This window comes from Variovorax nitratireducens (assembly GCF_051216545.1).
Lineage (GTDB): Bacteria > Pseudomonadota > Gammaproteobacteria > Burkholderiales > Burkholderiaceae_C > Variovorax.
This window is the reverse complement of sequence record NZ_JBPJZO010000010.1, coordinates 159,328-179,088: the sequence shown is the minus strand read 5'-3', so window position 1 is coordinate 179,088 and position 19,761 is coordinate 159,328. Positions and strand designations below refer to the sequence as shown.

Annotated in this window: 21 protein-coding genes and 1 tRNA gene; 20 read left to right on the top strand and 2 right to left on the bottom strand. The window is 63.4% G+C overall.

Annotated elements, in window-relative coordinates; translation table 11 throughout:
* The first annotated feature begins 9 nt into the window (after positions 1-9).
* From tpiA to ACSFA8_RS21325, 20 genes are all read left to right on the top strand, one after another.
* On the top strand, positions 10-759 hold the full coding sequence (gene tpiA / locus ACSFA8_RS21420) for a triose-phosphate isomerase (RefSeq protein ID WP_435481487.1): 750 nt from the start codon (positions 10-12) through the stop codon (positions 757-759).
* Positions 760-799: 40 nt separating this feature from the next.
* Positions 800-1,234, top strand: a complete 435-nt coding sequence (secG, locus tag ACSFA8_RS21415; protein WP_435481486.1) for a preprotein translocase subunit SecG — start codon at positions 800-802, stop codon at positions 1,232-1,234.
* A 119-nt stretch (positions 1,235-1,353) separates the two neighbouring features.
* Positions 1,354-1,438: transfer RNA gene (locus ACSFA8_RS21410), tRNA-Leu, on the top strand.
* A 56-nt stretch (positions 1,439-1,494) separates the two neighbouring features.
* Positions 1,495-1,854, top strand: a complete 360-nt coding sequence (locus ACSFA8_RS21405; RefSeq protein WP_435481485.1) for an NADH-quinone oxidoreductase subunit A — start codon at positions 1,495-1,497, stop codon at positions 1,852-1,854.
* A 26-nt stretch (positions 1,855-1,880) separates the two neighbouring features.
* Complete coding sequence (locus ACSFA8_RS21400; RefSeq protein ID WP_140839331.1) at positions 1,881-2,363, top strand: NuoB/complex I 20 kDa subunit family protein; 483 nt, start codon at positions 1,881-1,883, stop codon at positions 2,361-2,363.
* A gap of 13 nt (positions 2,364-2,376) precedes the next feature.
* The gene (locus ACSFA8_RS21395; protein WP_435481484.1) at positions 2,377-2,985 is read left to right on the top strand and encodes an NADH-quinone oxidoreductase subunit C; all 609 of its coding nucleotides are present in this window, start codon (positions 2,377-2,379) and stop codon (positions 2,983-2,985) included.
* 1 nt (position 2,986) lies between these two features.
* Complete coding sequence (locus tag ACSFA8_RS21390) at positions 2,987-4,240, top strand: NADH-quinone oxidoreductase subunit D (RefSeq protein WP_435481483.1); 1,254 nt, start codon at positions 2,987-2,989, stop codon at positions 4,238-4,240.
* On the top strand, positions 4,237-4,767 hold the full coding sequence (gene nuoE / locus ACSFA8_RS21385; protein ID WP_435481482.1) for an NADH-quinone oxidoreductase subunit NuoE: 531 nt from the start codon (positions 4,237-4,239) through the stop codon (positions 4,765-4,767). Before ACSFA8_RS21390 ends, nuoE begins: the two co-directional genes overlap by 4 nt.
* A complete protein-coding gene (gene nuoF, locus ACSFA8_RS21380) occupies positions 4,767-6,107 on the top strand; it encodes an NADH-quinone oxidoreductase subunit NuoF (protein ID WP_435481481.1) in 1,341 nt (446 codons plus the stop codon). Before nuoE ends, nuoF begins: the two co-directional genes overlap by 1 nt.
* Positions 6,108-6,123: 16 nt before the next feature.
* Positions 6,124-8,310: an NADH-quinone oxidoreductase subunit NuoG gene (nuoG, locus tag ACSFA8_RS21375; protein WP_435481480.1), complete on the top strand. Its 2,187-nt coding sequence runs from the start codon at positions 6,124-6,126 to the stop codon at positions 8,308-8,310.
* The gene (gene nuoH / locus ACSFA8_RS21370) at positions 8,307-9,383 is read left to right on the top strand and encodes an NADH-quinone oxidoreductase subunit NuoH (protein WP_435481479.1); all 1,077 of its coding nucleotides are present in this window, start codon (positions 8,307-8,309) and stop codon (positions 9,381-9,383) included. The genes nuoG and nuoH overlap by 4 nt, the downstream gene beginning before the upstream one ends.
* A 15-nt stretch (positions 9,384-9,398) precedes the next feature.
* Entirely contained in the window at positions 9,399-9,911 is a 513-nt protein-coding gene (nuoI, locus tag ACSFA8_RS21365; RefSeq protein WP_286547228.1) for an NADH-quinone oxidoreductase subunit NuoI, read from the top strand.
* 27 nt (positions 9,912-9,938) lie between these two features.
* Positions 9,939-10,607 (top strand): NADH-quinone oxidoreductase subunit J, encoded by a 669-nt coding sequence (locus ACSFA8_RS21360; RefSeq protein WP_435481478.1) that lies wholly within the window; start codon positions 9,939-9,941, stop codon positions 10,605-10,607.
* Positions 10,604-10,912, top strand: a complete 309-nt coding sequence (gene nuoK / locus ACSFA8_RS21355) for an NADH-quinone oxidoreductase subunit NuoK (protein WP_286547224.1) — start codon at positions 10,604-10,606, stop codon at positions 10,910-10,912. The genes ACSFA8_RS21360 and nuoK overlap by 4 nt, the downstream gene beginning before the upstream one ends.
* Positions 10,913-10,919: 7 nt before the next feature.
* On the top strand, positions 10,920-12,968 hold the full coding sequence (nuoL, locus tag ACSFA8_RS21350; protein WP_435481477.1) for an NADH-quinone oxidoreductase subunit L: 2,049 nt from the start codon (positions 10,920-10,922) through the stop codon (positions 12,966-12,968).
* Positions 12,969-12,993: 25 nt separating this feature from the next.
* Positions 12,994-14,469, top strand: a complete 1,476-nt coding sequence (locus ACSFA8_RS21345) for an NADH-quinone oxidoreductase subunit M (RefSeq protein WP_435481476.1) — start codon at positions 12,994-12,996, stop codon at positions 14,467-14,469.
* Positions 14,470-14,580: 111 nt separating this feature from the next.
* Positions 14,581-16,068 (top strand): NADH-quinone oxidoreductase subunit NuoN, encoded by a 1,488-nt coding sequence (gene nuoN, locus ACSFA8_RS21340; RefSeq protein ID WP_435481475.1) that lies wholly within the window; start codon positions 14,581-14,583, stop codon positions 16,066-16,068.
* Positions 16,069-16,074: 6 nt separating this feature from the next.
* Positions 16,075-16,392, top strand: a complete 318-nt coding sequence (locus tag ACSFA8_RS21335) for a DUF2818 family protein (RefSeq protein WP_435481474.1) — start codon at positions 16,075-16,077, stop codon at positions 16,390-16,392.
* Positions 16,385-16,975: an NUDIX domain-containing protein gene (locus ACSFA8_RS21330; protein WP_435481473.1), complete on the top strand. Its 591-nt coding sequence runs from the start codon at positions 16,385-16,387 to the stop codon at positions 16,973-16,975. The genes ACSFA8_RS21335 and ACSFA8_RS21330 overlap by 8 nt, the downstream gene beginning before the upstream one ends.
* A 10-nt stretch (positions 16,976-16,985) precedes the next feature.
* Complete coding sequence (locus tag ACSFA8_RS21325) at positions 16,986-17,423, top strand: DUF1178 family protein (RefSeq protein WP_435481472.1); 438 nt, start codon at positions 16,986-16,988, stop codon at positions 17,421-17,423.
* Between the two features lie 39 nt (positions 17,424-17,462).
* Here the strand turns inward: ACSFA8_RS21325 and ACSFA8_RS21320 are convergent, their stop codons facing one another.
* The gene (locus tag ACSFA8_RS21320; RefSeq protein ID WP_435481471.1) at positions 17,463-18,410 is read right to left on the bottom strand and encodes a glycosyltransferase family 2 protein; all 948 of its coding nucleotides are present in this window, start codon (positions 18,408-18,410) and stop codon (positions 17,463-17,465) included.
* Positions 18,404-19,597, bottom strand: coding sequence for a DegT/DnrJ/EryC1/StrS family aminotransferase (locus ACSFA8_RS21315; RefSeq protein WP_435481470.1), 1,194 nt, complete (start codon positions 19,595-19,597; stop codon positions 18,404-18,406). The genes ACSFA8_RS21320 and ACSFA8_RS21315 overlap by 7 nt, the downstream gene beginning before the upstream one ends.
* Positions 19,598-19,761 lie beyond the last annotated feature (164 nt).

The window sequence follows — 19,761 nt, the reverse complement described above, 5'->3', positions numbered from 1 at the left end:
GGAGACACGATGCACCACAACCAACTCATTGCCGGCAACTGGAAGATGAACGGCGGCCTGGCTGCCAATGCGACGCTGCTGCAGGCGCTCCAGCAGGGCATCGGAACGCCTGCCTGCGACGTGGCGGTGTGCGTGCCGGCGCCGTATCTGGCGCAGGTGCAGACGCTCGTTGCCGGCTCGCCGATCGCGCTGGGTTCGCAGGACGTGTCAGCCCATGCGCAGGGTGCCTACACCGGCGAACAATCGGGCGCGATGCTGAAGGATTTCGGTGTGCGCTACGCCATCGTCGGCCACTCGGAGCGGCGCCAGTACCACGCCGAAAGCGATGACACGGTGGCGGCCAAGACCGCGGCCGCACTGGCCAGCGGCATCACGCCGATCGTCTGTGTCGGCGAGACGCTGGCGCAACGCGAAGCAGGGCAGACCGACGAGGTGGTCAAGCGGCAACTGGCGGCGGTGATCCACGTCAATGGCCATTGCATCAGCGAGATCGTGGTGGCCTACGAGCCAGTGTGGGCCATCGGCACCGGCAAGACGGCTACGCCGGAACAGGCGCAGGCCGTGCACGCGGTGCTGCGCGCACAGTTGCATCACGCGGCGAGCGAGCATGCTGCGGGCATCCGCATCCTCTACGGCGGCAGCATGAATGCGGCCAACGCGGCCGAACTGCTGTCGCAGCCTGACATCAACGGTGGACTGATCGGCGGTGCGTCGCTCAAGGCCGCCGACTTTTTGCAAATCATTGCGGCAGCGCGCTGAGTCCGGCGGCGCTGCGATATCGAACCAGGAGTAAGAAAAAATGAACCTCGTCCTCAACATTCTGGTGGGCGTCCAGATGCTCACCGCGCTGGCGATGATCGGCCTGATCCTGATCCAGCACGGCAAGGGTGCCGACATGGGCGCTGCCTTTGGCAGCGGCAGCGCAGGCAGCCTGTTCGGCGCCAGCGGCAGTGCCAACTTCCTGTCGCGCACCACGGCCGTGCTGGCGGCAGTTTTCTTCGTCTGCACTTTGGCGCTGGCCTACTTCAGCCATGCGCGGCCGGCGGGCGGCGGCAGCCTGCTCGAGCGCGCTGCAATTGGTGCACCGGCCGCGCCCGCCGCACCGGCTGCGGGCTCGGCAGCGCAAATTCCGAAGGCTGATGGCGATGCGCCTGCACCGGCCGCGGGCGCCAGTGCACCTGCTTCCGCACCGGCCGCACCGGCAGCGGGCGCAGGACAGATCCCGACCAAGTGATTGCATCCATTTCGATGCAGTGCGCAGCCGGAAAGCGCTGCATTTCAGGGTAAACTCTGACTCTGTCTGGAAAGCCAAAACCCTCACCGGTTCCTCATGCCATCCAGACAATAAAAACCGCGGTCGTGGTGAAATTGGTAGACACGCTATCTTGAGGGGGTAGTGGCGAAAGCTGTGCGAGTTCGAGTCTCGCCGACCGCACCAAATATCACTGGCAGGAACACTTCCTGCTGGTGGCAAGCGGTGATAGAACATTCCCGATGAACCTCGATTCCTACCTTCCCGTCCTGCTGTTCATCCTGGTCGGTATTGGTGTCGGAATCGCACCACAGGTTCTGGGCTACATCCTCGGCCCGAACCGGCCCGATGCGGCCAAAAACTCCCCTTACGAATGCGGCTTCGAAGCCTTCGAAAACGCCCGCATGCAGTTCGATGTCCGCTACTACCTGGTGGCCATCCTGTTCATCCTGTTCGACCTGGAAATCGCATTTCTCTTCCCATGGGCGGTGGCGCTCAAGGAGGTTGGTGTCGCTGGTTTCTGGGCCGTCGTGATCTTTCTCGCCATCCTCGTCGTGGGCTTCGTCTACGAGTGGAAAAAAGGCGCGCTCGACTGGGAATAGCCGAGCTTCGGCAACAAGGTACACCCATGGCCATTGAAGGCGTTTTCAAGGAAGGCTTCGTCACCACGTCGTACGACTCGGTGGTGAACTGGGCCAAGACCGGCTCGCTGTGGCCCATGACCTTCGGTCTGGCCTGCTGCGCTGTCGAAATGATGCATGCGGCTGCGGCGCGCTACGACATCGGCCGCTTCGGCGCCGAAGTGTTCCGCGCCAGTCCGCGCCAGTCCGATTTGATGATCGTGGCCGGTACGCTGTGCAACAAGATGGCGCCCGCGCTGCGCAAGGTCTACGACCAGATGGCCGAGCCGCGCTGGGTGTTGTCGATGGGGTCGTGCGCCAATGGCGGCGGCTACTACCACTACAGCTACTCGGTGGTGCGCGGCTGCGACCGCATCGTGCCGGTCGACGTCTATGTGCCTGGCTGTCCGCCCACGGCAGAAGCTTTGATCTACGGGATCATCCAGCTGCAGCAGAAGGTGCGTCGCACCAATACCATCGCGCGCGCCTGAGCCCGGGGCCTTCATGACAACTTTTGCGATCGCTCCCGAAGTCCTCAAGGACACGATTTCCACCACGCTCGGCGACAAGGTTGCCAGCATCACCGTCGCGCTGGGCGAGGTGACGCTGGTGGTCAAGGCGGCCGACTATCTCGAAGCCATGCAGGTCTTGCGCGACGCGCCGGGCTGCAAATTCGAACAGCTCATCGACCTCTGCGGCGTCGACTACTCGGCCTGGCGCGACAGCGTCTGGGAAGGCCCGCGCTACTGCGCGGTGTCGCACCTGCTGTCGGTCTCTTTGAACCAGCGCGTGCGTGTCAAGGTGTTCTGTCCCGACGACGACTTTCCGGTGATTCAGTCGGTGATGCATCTCTGGAATTCGGCCAACTGGTTCGAGCGCGAAGCATTCGACCTGTACGGCATCGTGTTCGAAGGGCATGTGGATCTGCGCCGCATCCTGACCGACTACGGCTTCATCGGACATCCGTTCCGCAAGGACTTCCCGCTGTCGGGCCACGTCGAAATGCGCTACGACGAGGAGCTCAAGCGCGTGGTCTACCAGCCCGTGACGATCGAGCCGCGCGAAGTCACGCCGCGCATCATCCGCGAAGAAAACTACGGCGGTTTGCACTGACATGGCAGACATCAAGAACTACACGCTGAATTTCGGGCCGCAGCATCCGGCCGCGCACGGTGTGCTGCGCCTCGTGCTGGAGCTCGACGGCGAGGTCGTGCAACGTGCCGACCCGCACATCGGCCTGCTGCACCGCGCCACCGAGAAGCTGGCCGAGGGCAAGACCTACATCCAGTCGCTGCCGTACATGGATCGTCTCGACTACGTGTCGATGATGTGCAACGAGCATGCGTACTGCCTCGCGATCGAAAGGCTGCTGGGCCTCGAAGTGCCGATCCGCGCGCAGTACATCCGCGTGCTGTTCTCCGAGATCACACGCCTGCTGAACCACCTGATGTGGCTCGGTTCGCACGCCAACGACTGCGGCAGCTCGACCGTGCTGATCTACGCATTCCGCGAGCGCGAAGACCTGTTCGACATGTACGAGGCGGTGTCGGGTGCGCGCATGCATGCGGCGTACTTCCGTCCGGGCGGCGTTTACCGCGACCTGCCGGACACGATGCCGCAGTACAAGGTCAGCAAGATCAAGAATGCCAATGCGCTGGCGCGCATGAACGAGAACCGCCAGGGCTCGCTGCTCGACTTCATCGACGACTTCTCCCAGCGCTTCGTGAAGCACATGGAGGAGTACCACACGCTGCTGAGCGACAACCGCATCTGGAAGCAGCGCACGGTCGGCATCGGCGTGATGACGCAGGAGCGCGCGCTGAGCCTGGGCCTGACCGGCCCGATGCTGCGTGGCTCGGGCATCGCCTGGGACTTGCGCAAGACGCAGCCCTACGACGTCTACGACCGCATGGACTTCGACATTCCCGTGGGCAAGACCGGCGATTGCTATGACCGGTACCTGGTCCGCATGGAAGAAATGGCGCAGTCCAACCGCATCATCAAGCAGTGCGTGGACTGGCTGCGCGTGAATCCTGGCCCGGTGATCACCGACAACCACAAGGTCGCCGCGCCCGAGCGCGAGTCGATGAAGGCCAACATGGAGGAGCTGATCCATCACTTCAAGCTCTTTACCGAAGGCTTCCACGTGCCCGAAGGCGAAGCGTATGCGGCCGTTGAGCACCCCAAGGGCGAGTTCGGCATCTACCTGGTGAGCGACGGTGCCAACAAGCCCTACCGGCTGAAGATTCGTGCGCCTGGTTTCGCGCACCTTGCGGCACTCGATGAAATGGCGCGTGGCCACATGATCGCGGACACAGTGGCCGTGATCGGCACCCTGGACATCGTGTTCGGAGAGATCGATCGATGAGCATTCAAAGCACTTCCGCGGGCACCTCGGCGATCGACGCCGCCATGCTCGATCTTTTTGCGCGTGAGGTCGCCAAGTACCCGGCCGACCAGGCGCAGTCTGCCGTGATGGCCTGCCTGACCATCGTGCAGAAGGCGCACGGCCATGTGAGCCTGGAAAGCGAGAAGGTCATCGCCGACTACCTCGGCATGCCGCAGATCGCGGTGCACGAGGTTACGACCTTCTACAACATGTACAACCAGCATCCGGTGGGCAAGTTCAAGCTCAACGTCTGCACCAACCTGCCGTGCCAATTGCGCGATGGGGCCACGGCGCTGGCGCACCTGGAAAAGAAGCTCGGCATCAAGATGGGCGACACCACCCAGGACGGCATGTTCACGCTGCAGCAGAGCGAGTGTCTGGGCGCCTGCGCCGACTCGCCCGTGATGCTGGTGAACGACCGCACCATGTGCAGCTTCATGAGCAACGAGAAGCTCGACCAGCTCATCGACGGGCTGCGCACCGCGTCGACCGGGGAGGCGCACTGATGTCCCCTGATCAAGTCCTCTCGCAGTTCCAGGCAACGGGTGTCCAGACCTGTTTCCACGACCGCCACATCGCGCCGCAGATCTATGCGGGGCTCGACGGCACCAACTGGCGCCTGGCCGACTACGAGGCGCGTGGCGGCTACAGCGCGCTGCGCAAGATCCTGACCGAAGGCATGACGCCAGATCAGGTGATTGCCGAGGTCAAGGGCTCGGGCCTGCGCGGCCGCGGCGGCGCCGGTTTTCCCACCGGCCTCAAGTGGAGCTTCATGCCGCGCCAGTTTCCGGGGCAGAAGTACCTGGTCTGCAACTCGGACGAAGGCGAGCCGGGCACCTGCAAGGATCGCGACATCCTGCACTACAACCCGCACATCGTGATCGAGGGCATGGCCATCGCCGCCTACGCGATGGGCATCAGCGTCGGCTACAACTACATCCACGGCGAGATCTTCGCGACCTACGACCGCTTCGAAGAAGCGCTCGAAGAAGCGCGCGCGGCCGGCTATCTCGGCGACAAGATCATGGGCAGCGGCTACAACTTCCAGTTGCATGCGGCGCATGGCTTCGGCGCCTACATCTGTGGCGAAGAAACCGCCTTGCTCGAATCGCTCGAGGGCAAAAAGGGCCAGCCGCGCTTCAAGCCGCCGTTCCCGGCCAGCTTCGGCCTCTATGGCAAGCCGACCACGATCAACAACACCGAAACCTTCGCGGCGGTGCCTTGGATCATCAACAACGGCGGCCCGGCGTATCTTGAATGCGGCAAGCCGAACAACGGCGGCACCAAGATCTATTCGGTGAGCGGCGACGTCGAGTTGCCGGGCAACTACGAAGTGCCGATGGGCACGCCGTTCGCCAAGCTGCTCGAGCTGGCCGGCGGCGTGCGCAAGGGCCGCCAACTCAAGGCGGTGATCCCCGGTGGATCGTCGGCACCGGTGCTGCCCGCAGCCATCATGATGGAATGCACGATGGACTACGACTCCATCGCCAAGGCTGGCTCGATGCTGGGTTCCGGCGCGGTGATCGTGATGGACGACAGCCGCTCGATGGTCGAGTCGCTCAAGCGCCTCTCGTACTTCTACATGCACGAATCCTGCGGCCAATGCACGCCGTGCCGCGAAGGCACGGGCTGGCTCTGGCGCGTGGTCGACCGCATCCACAACGGCCAGGGCCGCCAGACCGACATGGATCTGCTCAACTCGGTCGCCGACAACATCCAGGGCCGCACAATCTGCGCGCTGGGCGATGCCGCTGCAATGCCCGTGCGCGCCATGATCAAGCACTTCCGCCACGAGTTCGAGGCGCTGATTCCGGGCTACGTGCCCAAGACGCCCGTCAAGGCCTGAGCCCCGGTAAACACATATGGTTGAAATCGAACTCGACGGCAAGAAGGTCGACGTGACCGAGGGCAGCATGATCATGCATGCGGCCGACAAGGCGGGCACCTACATCCCGCACTTCTGCTATCACAAGAAACTCAGCATCGCGGCCAACTGCCGCATGTGCCTGGTGGACGTCGAAAAGGCGCCCAAGCCGATGCCGGCCTGCGCCACGCCCGTGACGCAGGGCATGATCGTGCGCACCAAGAGCGAGAAAGCCATCAAGGCCCAGCAGTCGGTGATGGAGTTCCTGCTCATCAACCATCCGCTCGACTGCCCGATCTGCGACCAGGGCGGCGAGTGCCAGCTGCAGGATCTGGCCGTGGGCTACGGCGGCTCCAGCTCGCGCTACCAGGAAGAAAAGCGTGTCGTGTTCCACAAGGACGTCGGCCCGCTGATCAGCATGGAAGAGATGAGCCGCTGCATCCACTGCACGCGCTGTGTCCGCTTTGGCCAGGAAGTGGCCGGCGTGATGGAGCTCGGCATGATCCATCGCGGCGAGCATTCCGAAATCACCACGGTGCTCGGCGAGACCGTCGATTCCGAGTTGTCGGGCAACATGATCGACATCTGCCCGGTCGGCGCACTCACGAGCAAGCCGTTCCGCTACAGCGCCCGCACCTGGGAGCTGTCGCGCCGCAAGGCGGTCAGCCCGCACGATTCGACCGGTGCAAACCTGATCGTCCAGGTCAAGAACAACAAGGTCATGCGCGTCGTTCCGCTCGAGAACGAAGATGTCAACGAATGCTGGATCGCCGACCGGGATCGCTTCTCCTATGAGGCGCTCAACAGCGACGAGCGCCTGACGCAGCCCATGCTCAAGCAGGGCGGCCAATGGCAGGCGGTTGATTGGCAGACCGCGCTCGAATACGTGGCCAACGGCCTGCGCCAGATCAAGACCGACCATGGCGCTGCTGCCATCGGCGCGCTGGTCAGCCCGCATAGCACGGTGGAAGAACTCGCGTTGGCCGGCGCACTGGTGCGCGGGCTCGGCAGCGAGAACATCGACCACCGCCTGCGCCACGCCGACTTCACGGCGGCCGACGGCATCCGCTGGCTCGGTACCTCGATCGCATCGCTCGCGCAACTGCAGCGCGTGCTGGTGGTCGGTTCGAACCTGCGCAAGGATCACCCGTTGTTCGCGCAGCGCATCCGTCAGGCTGCGCGCAAGGGTGCTGCGGTGCACGCCATCAACTCGAAGGCCGAACTCGCGACGCGCGAAAGCTGGGCGATGTCGCTGTCCAGCGTACAGACCCTGCCGGCCGGCAATTGGGCGCAGGCACTGGCCGATCTGGCCGTTGCCATCGGCGCCGAGAAGGGTGTCGCTGCGCCGTCGACCGGCGAAGCGCACGATGCGGCCAAGGCGCTCGCCAAGTCGCTGCTCGGTGGCGACCGCAAGGCGATCCTGCTGGGCAACGCGGCGGCGCATCATCCCGACGCGTCGCGGCTGCTGGCGCTCGCGCAATGGATCGGCACCGAAACGGGCGCCAGCGTCGGCTATCTCACCGAAGCGGCCAACACCGTCGGTGCGCAATGGGTCGGCGCGGTTCCGGGGCAGGGTGGCCTGAATGCCGCCCAGATGCTTTCGGGCGGCCTGAAGGCCGTGCTGCTGCTCAACAACGAGCCCGAGTTCGATTCCGCCATCGGCGCCGACGTGTCCGTCGGCCTCACGCATGCCCAGATGGTCGTGACGCTGAGCCCGTTCAAGGCCAATCTGGCGTTCAGTGACGTGCTGCTGCCGATCGCGCCTTTCACCGAGACGCCTGGCACCTTCGTGAATGCCGAAGGGCGCGTGCAGAGTTTCCATGCGGTGGTCAAGCCGCTCGGCGGCGCCCGCCCGGCCTGGAAGGTGTTGCGCGTGCTGGCCAACATGCTGGGGTTGCAGGGCTTCGATTTCGAGTCGTCGCAGGACGTGCTGGCGCAGCTTCGCGGCGCGCAAGACGCGGCTGCAACGCACATTCCCGCGGAGCGGCTCGGCAACGCGGCGCCCGCCGGTGTCGATCTGTCGAGTCCCGTGCGCACCGAGCCGGTTTTGCCGGTGGTCGCGACCATCTACCAGCTCGACGGCATCGTGCGCCGCGCGACTTCGCTGCAGCTCACCGCCGACGCACGTGGCAGCGAGCACGCGGTTCGCGGCACCAAGCCCACGCTCGAAGGGGTGCCCGCATGATCGACGCCATCTACGGCTTCGGCCGCGGCCTCAGTTCGGCCCAATGGTGGGTCGTCGGCGGCTGGCCTGTCATCTGGACGCTGATCAAGATCATCTGCGTGCTCGCGCCGCTGATGGGCGCGGTGGCCTATGCAACGCTCTGGGAGCGCAAGCTCCTGGGCTGGATCCAGGTGCGCCACGGCCCCAACCGCGTCGGGCCGTTCGGCCTGCTGCAGCCGATCGCCGATGCGGTCAAGCTGCTGACCAAGGAAATCATCAGTCCGTCGGCCGCGAGCCCGGGGCTGTTCCGGCTCGGCCCGATCATGGCCATCATGCCGGCCCTGGCCGCGTGGGTCGCCGTTCCGTTCGGCCCCGAAGCCGTGCTGGCCAATGTAAACGCAGGCTTGCTGCTGATCATGGCGATCACCTCGATCGAGGTGTATGGCGTGATCATCGCGGGCTGGGCCTCGAACTCGAAGTACGCTTTCCTCGGCGCGCTGCGTGCGTCGGCCCAGATGGTGAGCTACGAAATCGCGATGGGCTTCTGCCTGGTCGTGGTCATCATGGTGTCGGGCAGTCTGAGCCTGGGCGACGTGGTCGCGGTGCAGGGCAAGGGCATGGGTGCCGACATGGGCCTCGGCTTCCTGTCGTGGAACTGGCTGCCGCTGCTGCCGATCTTCGTGGTCTACGTGATCTCGGGCGTGGCTGAAACCAACCGCCACCCGTTCGACGTGGTCGAAGGCGAAGCCGAAATCGTGGCCGGCCACATGGTCGAGTACTCGGGCATGGGCTTCGCGATCTTCTTCCTCGCCGAGTACGCCAGCATGTGGCTGGTGTCGATCCTGGCCGCGCTGATGTTCCTCGGTGGCTGGCTGTCGCCGGTCGGCTTCCTCAATTTCATTCCGGGCTGGATCTGGCTGGGGCTCAAGACTTTCTTCGTGCTCTCGCTCTTCATCTGGATCCGTGGCACCTTCCCGCGCTTCCGCTATGACCAGATCATGCGTCTGGGCTGGAAGATCTTCATTCCGGTCACCCTGGTGTGGCTGCTGGTGGTCGGGGGCTGGATGCAGACGCCCTGGAACATCTGGAAATAAGCGGAGAAAAACACGATGTCTTCAGCTGTTGCTGCCTCCCCGTTCTCGGTCAAGGACTTCCTCAAGAGCTTCATGCTCGCCGAGCTGTTCAAGGGCATGGTGCTGACCGGGCGCTACGCGTTCAAGCGCAAGATCACGGTTCAGTTCCCGGAAGAAAAGACGCCGCTGTCGCCGCGTTTCCGCGGCCTGCACGCGCTGCGCCGCTACGAAAACGGTGAAGAACGTTGTATTGCCTGCAAGCTGTGCGAGGCGGTGTGCCCGGCCGTGGCGATCACGATCGAATCGGAAGTGCGCGACGACGGCTCGCGCCGCACCACGCGCTACGACATCGACCTGACCAAATGCATCTTCTGTGGCTTCTGCGAAGAGAGTTGCCCGGTCGACTCGATCGTCGAAACCCACATCCTCGAGTACCACGGCGAAAAGCGCGGCGACCTGTATTTCACGAAGGAAATGCTGCTGGCCGTGGGCGACCGCTACGAAAAAGAAATCGCGGCCAACAAAGCTGCCGACGCGAAATACCGATAACGGCAGACGCCCTCAAAGAAAAGATCCATGGACGTCAAGACTGGCTTCTTCTACCTGTTCTCGGTCGTGCTGCTGTTTGCAGCCTTCCGGGTGATCACCGCGCGCAATCCGGTGCATGCGGTGCTGTACCTGATGCTTGCGTTCTCGCAGGCGTCGGCGGTCTGGCTGCTGCTGCAGGCCGAGTTTCTGGCCGTCGTGCTGGTGCTGGTGTACCTCGGCGCCGTCATGGTGCTGTTCCTGTTCGTCGTGATGATGCTCGACCTCAACATCGACAGCCTGCGACAGGGTTTCTGGAAGCACTTTCCGCTGGCCGCGCTGATCGGTGTCGTCATTGCGCTGGAAATGGCCTACGTGCTGATGGGTGGCTTCCGGCAGTTGCCGGGGGCCGCGGCGCAGGCACAGGCCGCCATGACGCAGGGCTCGAATACCAAGGTGCTCGGCATCCTTCTCTACACCGAGTACCTGTATCCGGTTCAGATTGCGGCGGTCATCCTCGTTGTGGCGATGATCGCGGCCATCGCGCTGACGCTGCGCCAGCGCAAGGACACCAAGTTCGTCGATGTGCAGGATCAGGTGCACGTCAAGGCGCGCGACCGGATGAAACTGGTCAAGGTAGAGGCGACCCGGCCGGCGCAGCCACCCGCGCCGCCGCCGACAGAAGTGGCCGCACCGGCCACACCGGAGAAGAAGGCATGACGTTGACGCTCCCTCACTACCTTTCGCTTGGCGCGATGCTGTTCGCGATGTCGGTCGTCGGCATCTTCCTGAACCGCAAGAACCTGATCGTGCTGCTGATGTGCATCGAGTTGATGCTGCTCGCGGTCAACATGAACTTCGTCGCGTTCTCGCACTATCTGGGCGACATGCATGGCCAGGTCTTCGTGTTCTTCATCCTGACCGTCGCCGCTGCTGAATCGGCGATCGGCCTCGCATTGCTCGTACTGCTGTTCCGCAACAAGTCGAACATCAATGTCGACGAGCTCAACTCGCTCAAGGGATAAGTTCACCATGAGCGCAACGCTTTCTGCATCCACATTGCTGGCCGTACCGCTGGCGCCCCTGGTCGGCTCGGTCGTGGCCGGCCTGTTCGGCACCAAGTTCGGCGGCGATCACATCGGCCGCAAGGTCACGCATTCGCTCACCATCCTTGGTGTGCTGGTCGCCTTCATCATTTCGGCCATGACGCTCAAGAGCGTTGTCGTCGACGGCGCCCGCTTCAACGCCACCATCTACGAATGGATGGTGGTGGGCGGGCTGAAGATGGAAATCGGCTTTCTGGTCGACGGCCTCACTGCCATGATGATGTGCGTCGTGACCTTCGTGTCGCTGATGGTGCACATCTACACCATCGGCTACATGGAAGAAGACGAGGGCTACAACCGCTTCTTCGCCTACATCTCGCTGTTCACCTTCTCGATGCTGATGCTCGTGATGAGCAACAACATGCTGCAGCTGTTCTTCGGCTGGGAAGCGGTGGGCCTGGTGTCATACCTGCTGATCGGCTTCTGGTACAACAAGCCGACCGCTATCTTCGCCAACATGAAGGCCTTCGTGGTCAACCGCGTCGGCGACTTCGGTTTCATCCTCGGTATCGGCTTGATCGCGGCCTATGCCGGTACGCTCAACTACGGCGAGGCTTTCGCCAAGGCCGACGCGCTGGCCAAGCTCAGCTTCCCCGGCACCGAGTGGATGCTGATCACGGTGATCTGCATCTGCCTGTTCATCGGTGCCATGGGCAAGAGCGCGCAGTTCCCGCTGCACGTGTGGCTGCCCGACTCGATGGAAGGCCCGACCCCGATCTCGGCGCTGATCCACGCCGCCACGATGGTGACGGCCGGCATCTTCATGGTGGCGCGCATGTCGCCGCTGTTCGAACTGAGCGACACGGCGCTGAGCTTCATTCTTGTGATCGGCGCGATCACGGCGCTGTTCATGGGTTTCCTCGGCATCATCCAGAACGACATCAAGCGCGTAGTGGCGTACTCGACGCTATCTCAGCTCGGCTACATGACGGTCGCACTCGGCGCCTCGGCCTATTCGGTCGCGGTGTTCCACCTGATGACCCACGCCTTCTTCAAAGCGCTGCTGTTCCTCGGCGCCGGCTCGGTGATCATCGGCATGCACCACAACCAGGACATCCGGTGGATGGGCAATGTGCGCAAGTACATGCCGATCACCTGGATCACCTCGCTGGTGGGCTCGCTCGCGCTGATCGGCACGCCTTTCTTCTCGGGCTTTTATTCGAAGGACAGCATCATCGAGGCGGTGCACGAGAGCCATCTCTGGGGTTCGGGGTTTGCCTACTTCTCGGTTGTTGCCGGCGTGTTCATCACAGCTTTCTATTCGTTCCGCATGTACTTCCTGGTGTTCCACGGCAAGGAGCGCTACGACCAGAATCCAGACGCGCACCACGACCCTCACCACGACGATGCGCACGATGCGCACGGCCACGACGACCACCATGGCCACGATGCAAAGCCGCACGAATCACCCTGGGTGGTCTGGCTGCCGCTGGTGCTGCTGGCCATCCCGTCGGTCGTGATCGGTTTCATGACGATCCAGCCGATGCTGTTTGGCGATTTCTTCAAGGACGCGATCGTGGTCGACGGCCAAAAGCACCATGCGATGAAGGAAATGGCCGAAGCCTTCCACGGCCCGGTGGCGATGGCGATTCATGGCCTGACTACGCTGCCGTTCTGGCTCGCGCTGGCCGGCGTCGTCGCTGCCTTCTACATGTACATGGTCAACCCGGCACTGCCGGCCGCAATCAAGCGTATGTTCGGGCCGGTCTATCGCCTGCTCGACAACAAGTACTACCTCGACTGGTTCAACGAGAACGTCATCGCCCGCGGCACGCGCGCGCTCGGTACCGGCTTGTGGAAGGGCGGCGATCAGGCGGTCATCGATGGCGCGATCGTCAATGGATCATGGAAGCTGGTCGGCCGCATTTCGGGCGCGGTGCGCTGGCTGCAGACCGGGTACATCTACCACTATGCATTTGCGATGCTGCTCGGGGTCTTCGTCCTGATGACGTACTTCATCTGGTTCAACAGGTAAGCGGCAGCGCTGGAGAAAAAGAAAAATGGGTTTGTTGAGCCTTGCCATCTGGATGCCGATCGCGTTCGGTGTCGTGTTGCTGGCGTTTGGTCGTGACGAGCATGCCAGGGGCGTGCGCTGGATCGCGCTCGTCGGATCCATCGCGAGCTTTCTGGTCACCATACCGCTCTACACGCGGTTCCAGACCGACAGTGCCGCGATGCAGTTCGTCGAGAAGGACAGCTGGATCGCGCGTTTCAATGTGAGCTACCACCTCGGCATCGACGGCATCTCGCTGTGGCTGGTGCTGCTGACGGCGTTCATCACGGTGGTGGTGGTGATCTCGGCATGGGAAGTGATCACCGAGCGCGTCAACCAGTACATGGGCGCGTTCCTGATCCTGTCGGGCCTGATGATCGGTGTGTTCGCTGCGCTCGACGGCATCCTGTTCTACGTGTTCTTCGAAGCCACGCTGATCCCGATGTACCTGATCATCGGCATCTGGGGCGGGCCGAACAAGATCTACGCGGCTTTCAAGTTCTTCCTGTACACGCTGATCGGCTCGCTGCTGATGCTGGTCGCGCTGATCTACCTCTACAACACGTCGGGCGGCAGCTTCGACATCCTGACCTGGCACAAGCTCAAGCTCGGCAGCACGGCGCAGACGCTGCTGTTCTTCGCGTTCTTCGCGGCGTTCGCGGTCAAGGTGCCGATGTGGCCAGTGCATACCTGGCTGCCCGACGTCCACGTCGAAGCTCCAACTGGTGGCTCGGCCGTGCTGGCGGCGATCATGCTGAAGCTCGGCGCCTACGGTTTCCTGCGCTTCTCGATGCCGATCGCACCCGACGCCTCGCGCGAATGGGCCTGGTTCATCATCGCGCTCTCGCTGATCGCCGTGATCTACGTGGGTCTGGTGGCGCTGGTGCAGCAGGACATGAAGAAGCTGGTGGCTTATTCGTCGGTGGCGCACATGGGCTTCGTGACGCTCGGCTTCTTCATCTTCAACGACCTCGGCGTGTCCGGCGGCATCGTGCAGATGATCGCGCACGGCTTCGTGTCGGCTGCGATGTTCCTGGGCATCGGCGTGCTGTACGACCGCGTCCATTCACGCCAGATCGCCGACTACGGCGGTGTGGTCAACACCATGCCCAAGTTCGCGGCCTTCGCGCTGCTCTTTGCGATGGCCAACTGCGGCCTGCCGGGCACAGCCGGTTTCGTCGGAGAGTGGATGGTGATCCTCGGTGCGGTGAAGTCCAACTTCTGGCTCGGCTTCGGCGCCGCCACGGCGCTGATCTTCGGTGCTGCCTACACGCTGTGGATGTACAAGCGCGTCTATCTCGGCCCGGTCGGCAACGACCACGTGAAGGAACTGGTCGACATCAATGCGCGCGAGTTCCTGATGCTGTCGCTGTTGGCGATCGCGGTGCTCTGGATGGGCATTTATCCGAAGCCGTTCACCGATGTCATGAATGCATCGGTGGGCGAGTTGCTGCGCCATGTCGCGGTGTCCAAGCTCCCCTGAAATGTATGACCCCCACGTTTGCGGCTTCGCCGCTGCACTGCCCCTCGAGGGGGCCCCGGCCCGGCTTGGGGCGGCCCGGCGCCGACCGGCATCGCTGAACAAGAGAACGAGATGATTGACAAACTCAGCTGGATGACGATCTACCCCGAGATCGTGTTGCTGGTCATGGCCTGCCTGATTGCCCTGGTGGATCTGTCCGACCCGAGCCCCCGGCGCACTCGCACCTATGTGCTGACGCTGCTGACGCTCGCCGTGGTGGCTTTTCTCACGGCGCTCAATGCGAACGGCGGCAAGACTGCCTACGGCTTCGGCGGCATGGTGGTCAGCGACCCGATGGGCAACTGGCTCAAGTGTTTCGCCACGGTCGCGTTGATGGTGACACTGGTCTATGGCCGGCCCTATGCGGCCGATCGCGGCATGTTGCGTGGCGGCGAGATCTTCACCCTCAGCATGTTCGCCTTGCTCGGCATGTTCGTGATGATGTCGGGCGCCAATTTTCTGCTGATCTACCTTGGCCTCGAACTGCTCACCCTGTCGAGCTACGCACTGGTGGCGCTGCGGCGCGACAACGCGATCGCCAGCGAAGCGGCGATGAAGTACTTCGTGCTCGGCGCGATGGCGAGCGGCTTCCTCCTATACGGCATGTCGATGATGTACGGTGCCACCGGCTCTCTCGACATCAACGAGGTCTACAAGGCCATCGCGAGCCGCAAGGTCGATCACCAGGTTCTGGTGTTCGGCCTGGTGTTCATCGTTTCCGGCCTGGCGTTCAAGGTTGGCGCTGCGCCGTTCCACATGTGGGTGCCTGACGTGTACCAGGGCGCGCCGACGGCCGTGACGCTGTTGATTGGCGCCGCACCCGAACTCGCTGCCTTTGCGATCATCATTCGCCTGCTGGTCGAGGGGCTTTTGCCGCTCGCCATCGACTGGCAGCAGATGCTGGCGGTGCTGGCCGTGGCCTCGCTGCTGATCGGCAACCTGGCGGCCATTGCGCAGAGCAATCTCAAGCGCATGCTGGCCTATTCGACCATCTCGCAGATGGGCTTCATGCTGCTCGGCCTGGTTGCCGGCGTGGTCAACGGCAACACCTACAACGCCCAGTTCGCCTACAGCGCCTCGATGTTCTACATCGTGAGCTATGTGCTGACCACGCTCGCAAGCTTCGGCATCATCCTGCTGCTGGCGCGCGAGGGCTTCGAAAGCGAGGAGATCGTCGATCTCGCCGGCCTCAACCAGCGCAGCCCGCTCTATGCCGGCGTGATGGCGATCGCGATGTTTTCGCTGGCCGGGCTGCCGCCGCTGGTCGGGTTCTACGCCAAGCTGGCAGTGCTCCAGGCGCTCATTGCTTCCGGCCAGGCGCTCTACATCGGTATTGCAGTTTTCGCGGTAATGATGTCGCTGGTCGGCGCGTTCTACTACCTGCGCGTGGTGAAGGTCATGTACTTCGACGCACCGGTCACCGCCACAACGGTTTCGGCACCCCGGGACGTGCGCACCGTGCTCAGCCTCAATGGCGCGATGATCCTGATCCTCGGCATCGTGCCGGGCGGCCTCATGACGCTCTGCGCCGATGCGATCGTGGCCACGCTGGCCAATTGATCCGACGTGTCGCAAACCGCGTCAGTCTGGTTCGTGCTGCTGGTTGCGCTGATCGCGGCCAACCTGCCGTTCGTCAACGAACGCCTGCTCGCCCTGGTGCCGCTGCGCTCGCGCAGCAAGCCGCTTGCCATGCGCCTGGCGGAACTGGTGTTTCTGTATTTCGTGGCGGGCGGGGTAGGGTTGCTGTTCGAGCGGCGCGTCGGGCAGATCGCCCCGCAGGGCTGGGAGTTCTATGCGGTGACAGGAGCGCTGTTCCTGGTGCTCGCGTTCCCCGGTTTCACCTGGCGCTACTTGCTCAAACACCGGAGAGCCAGCCATGCCTGAATCACACCTGAGGGAAGAGGCCACGGCCAGCGAGTTGCTGGTCAAGGGCAACTTCCTGCATGCCAGGCGCGACACCGTTCGCCTGCCCGACGGCCACAGCGCCACGCGCGAATACGTCGTTCATCCGGGCGCGGTCGTGGTGGTGCCGCTGCTCGACGATGGGCGCGTCGTGCTCGAGCGGCAGTTCCGCTACCCGGTCGGTCACGTCATGACGGAATTTCCGGCGGGCAAGCTCGATGCCGGGGAAGACCCGTTGCTTTGCGGCCAGCGCGAACTGCTCGAAGAAACCGGCTACCGTGCGCGCGAGTGGGCCCACGCCGGCGCGATGCACCTTGCGGTGGCCTATTCGACCGAGATCATTCATGTTTACTTTGCGCGTGGCCTGGAGCTCGGCACGCGTCAGCTCGACCACGGCGAGTTTCTCGACGTCTTCACGGCAACGCCCGACGACTTGCTCGACTGGTGCCGCAACGGCACCGTCACCGATGCCAAGACCCTGACCTGCACGCTCTGGCTTCAGAACGTCCTGTCGGGCGCGTGGACACTCGACTGGCGCCCTGCCGCCCCCATAGACGCGGCCTGATAATCGGCGCATGAAGGTTCTCAACCTCCAATGCGCGCACGGCCACGGCTTTGAAGGCTGGTTTGCGTCCAACGATGCGTTCGAAACGCAGTTGGCCGGCGGTCTCGTCGCGTGCCCGGTCTGCAGCGACACCCGCGTCACCAAGCTGCTGAGCGCACCGCGCCTCAATCTTGGCAATGCCAGGCCGCCCGAGGCGGCGCCGCCCCAGCCGCCGGCGGGCACGTCGCTGGAGGCGCGATGGCTGCGTGCGGTGCGCGAGGTGATGGCTCAGACCGAAGATGTCGGCGACCGTTTTGCCGACGAGGCGCGCCGGATTCACTACGGCGAAGCGGCCGAGCGCGGCATCCGTGGCCAGGCGACGCGCGAGCAGGCCGAGGCGCTGGTCGATGAGGGTATCGCGGTGATGCCGCTGCCAGTGCCAGCCGCCCTCAAGGAAACGCTGCAGTAGCCAGGCGGATGCCGGCTGGCGGATTGGCGCCACGGTTCGTCAGTGGAAGCGCAGCGCCCATGCCCAGAAAATCCGGGGTGCCAGAAGCACCCCGATGGTCGCAAGGCCCCGCGCGGAGAAACGCTGCCGCCAGGTCCAGTTCGGCGATAGAAAGCACCGCCACGCATGGAGCCGCTCGCCGTCTCGTGCATAGCGAAGTGTCGCGACAGTCGCCATGCCCGAGAACCGTTGCCGCTTTTGTGCCACCGCATCCGCGGGCACCACGAGTTGCTCGGCAAGTTCGTAGAACCTGTGCACATCCATGCCGCGTCCGGCGGTCGTGACGGATCCTGGCTGCACGCGATAGGCCGAAACATATTCCCCCACGAAGCGCCCCCACGCCCCGCTGTTGGCGAGGCGCACCGAAAGCCCCCAATCGCCGACATTGCCGTCGCGTGGCCCCTGCATGTACCGGACATAGGTTTCCTTGGTAATCAGGAACGAATTGGGCGGCACCGATTCCGTCAGACACCATTGCCACAGGGGCTGGGCCCGCGCAGGGCCATCCTTGCCGTATTTCAAGTCATTTTCGGAGGTGCGCTTTGCATCGACCTGTCCCGTTTCGTCCATGATCAGGTTGCCCCCGAACCACAGCTTTACGCGCGAGTCGGTCTCGCCGGCACAGGCGCTCGCCAACAGGTGCAGCCCGTTCGGGCAGAGTTGATCGTCGTTGTGCAGAAACAGCAGGTGGTCGCACCTGGCCCGCGCGCCCAGAAACCACTGGTTGGGATAGGTGCCCTTCGACGGCTCGCTCGGCAGGTACTCGATCAGATCCGCCAGGCCACTGGCTCCGATGACAGCCCGATTGCGATCCCAGTATTCGCGGGGGCTGTCGTCGCCGATGACGATCTCGCCGATCAGTGTGCGATCTTGCATTGCGACGCTGGCCAGCGCCTCGGCAAGTTGCTCCGGCCGCGCATAGGCCGGGATGAGGATCGAGATCAGCACGCGGTCGACGGAATCAGTTCCGGTTGCTTTGCCAGCACCCTTCGCACTGCGTCGATGACGTCGCCCACATCCCGGTCGCTCAACTTGGCCGATATCGGCAGAGAAACGGTTCGCCGTCCGACGCGTCGCGCGTGGGGCGTGTCGTCGGGGTGCCAGCCGTAGGCTTGCTGGTAGTACGGGTGCTCGTTGAGCGCCAGGTAGTGCACCCCGACGCCGATGCCCTGCGCCGTCATGGCATCGAGAAAGTCGTCGCGCGAGATGCCGCAGGCGCACTCGTCGACTTGCACGGTGAACAGGTGATAGGCATGGCGCGTGTCGGGCGCAGGCGCAGGGGGCAGCACGAGCGGGAGATCCGCAAACTCGGCGGTGTAGCGCGCCCAGATCGCCTCGCGCCGTCGCCAGTAAACCTCGACGCGCTCCAACTGCTTCAGGCCGATCGCAGCCTGCAGATCCATCATGTTGTACTTGAACCCGGCCGCGACCACGTAGTAGTGCTTGTAGCCCTCATCGCCGAAGCGCTTCCAGGCGTCCTTGCTCATGCCGTGAAGCCCCAACACCTTGATGCGGGCCGCGTCTTCTTCCTTGCGTGCGAACACCATGCCACCTTCACCGGTAACGATGTTCTTGGTCACGTAGAAGGAGAAGCAGCCAAAGTCCCCCATGGTGCCGGCGTTGTGGCCGTGGTACTCGGTTTCAATCGCATGCGCACAATCCTCGATCACCTTGAGGTCGTGTTGTTGCGCGATCGCCAGCAGTTCATTCATTTCGCAGGGCCGCCCGCCAAAATGTACCGGGATGATCGCCCGGGTGCGATCCGAGAGCTTGGCCCGCACCTGCGCCGGATCGATGTTCAATGTATCCGGGTCGATGTCCGCCAATACTGGCCTCGCCCCGACGTGGATGATGGCGTTGGCCGTGGCGCAGAAGGTCAGTGGCGTGGTGATCACTTCGTCGCCGGGGCCGACGCCGGCAGCCAGCAAAGACAGATGGATGGCTGCGGAACACGAATTCAGCGCCACCGCGTGCTGCGCGCCGCGGTAGGCCGCAAAGTCTCGCTCGAACCGGGCCACCCGCGGGCCGGTGCCGAGCCAGCCTGATCGCATGACCGCCTCGACCTCGTCGATCACGTCTTCCTCGATCATTGGCGAGCCAAAGACAAGAAAGTCGGCTTTGCTTCGCACTGGCATCGTCACTCCTCTGCTGGTTGAAGCTTCAGCTTCCCCAATGCGCATCGAGAATGCGGCCATCCAATGACGGCCGGCGTCGGTGAACCACGAAAACACTGACCAGAATCTGACTTCGCTCGAAAGGGAAGCCGATATTAGATCGACTCGCTACCTTTGGATACGAG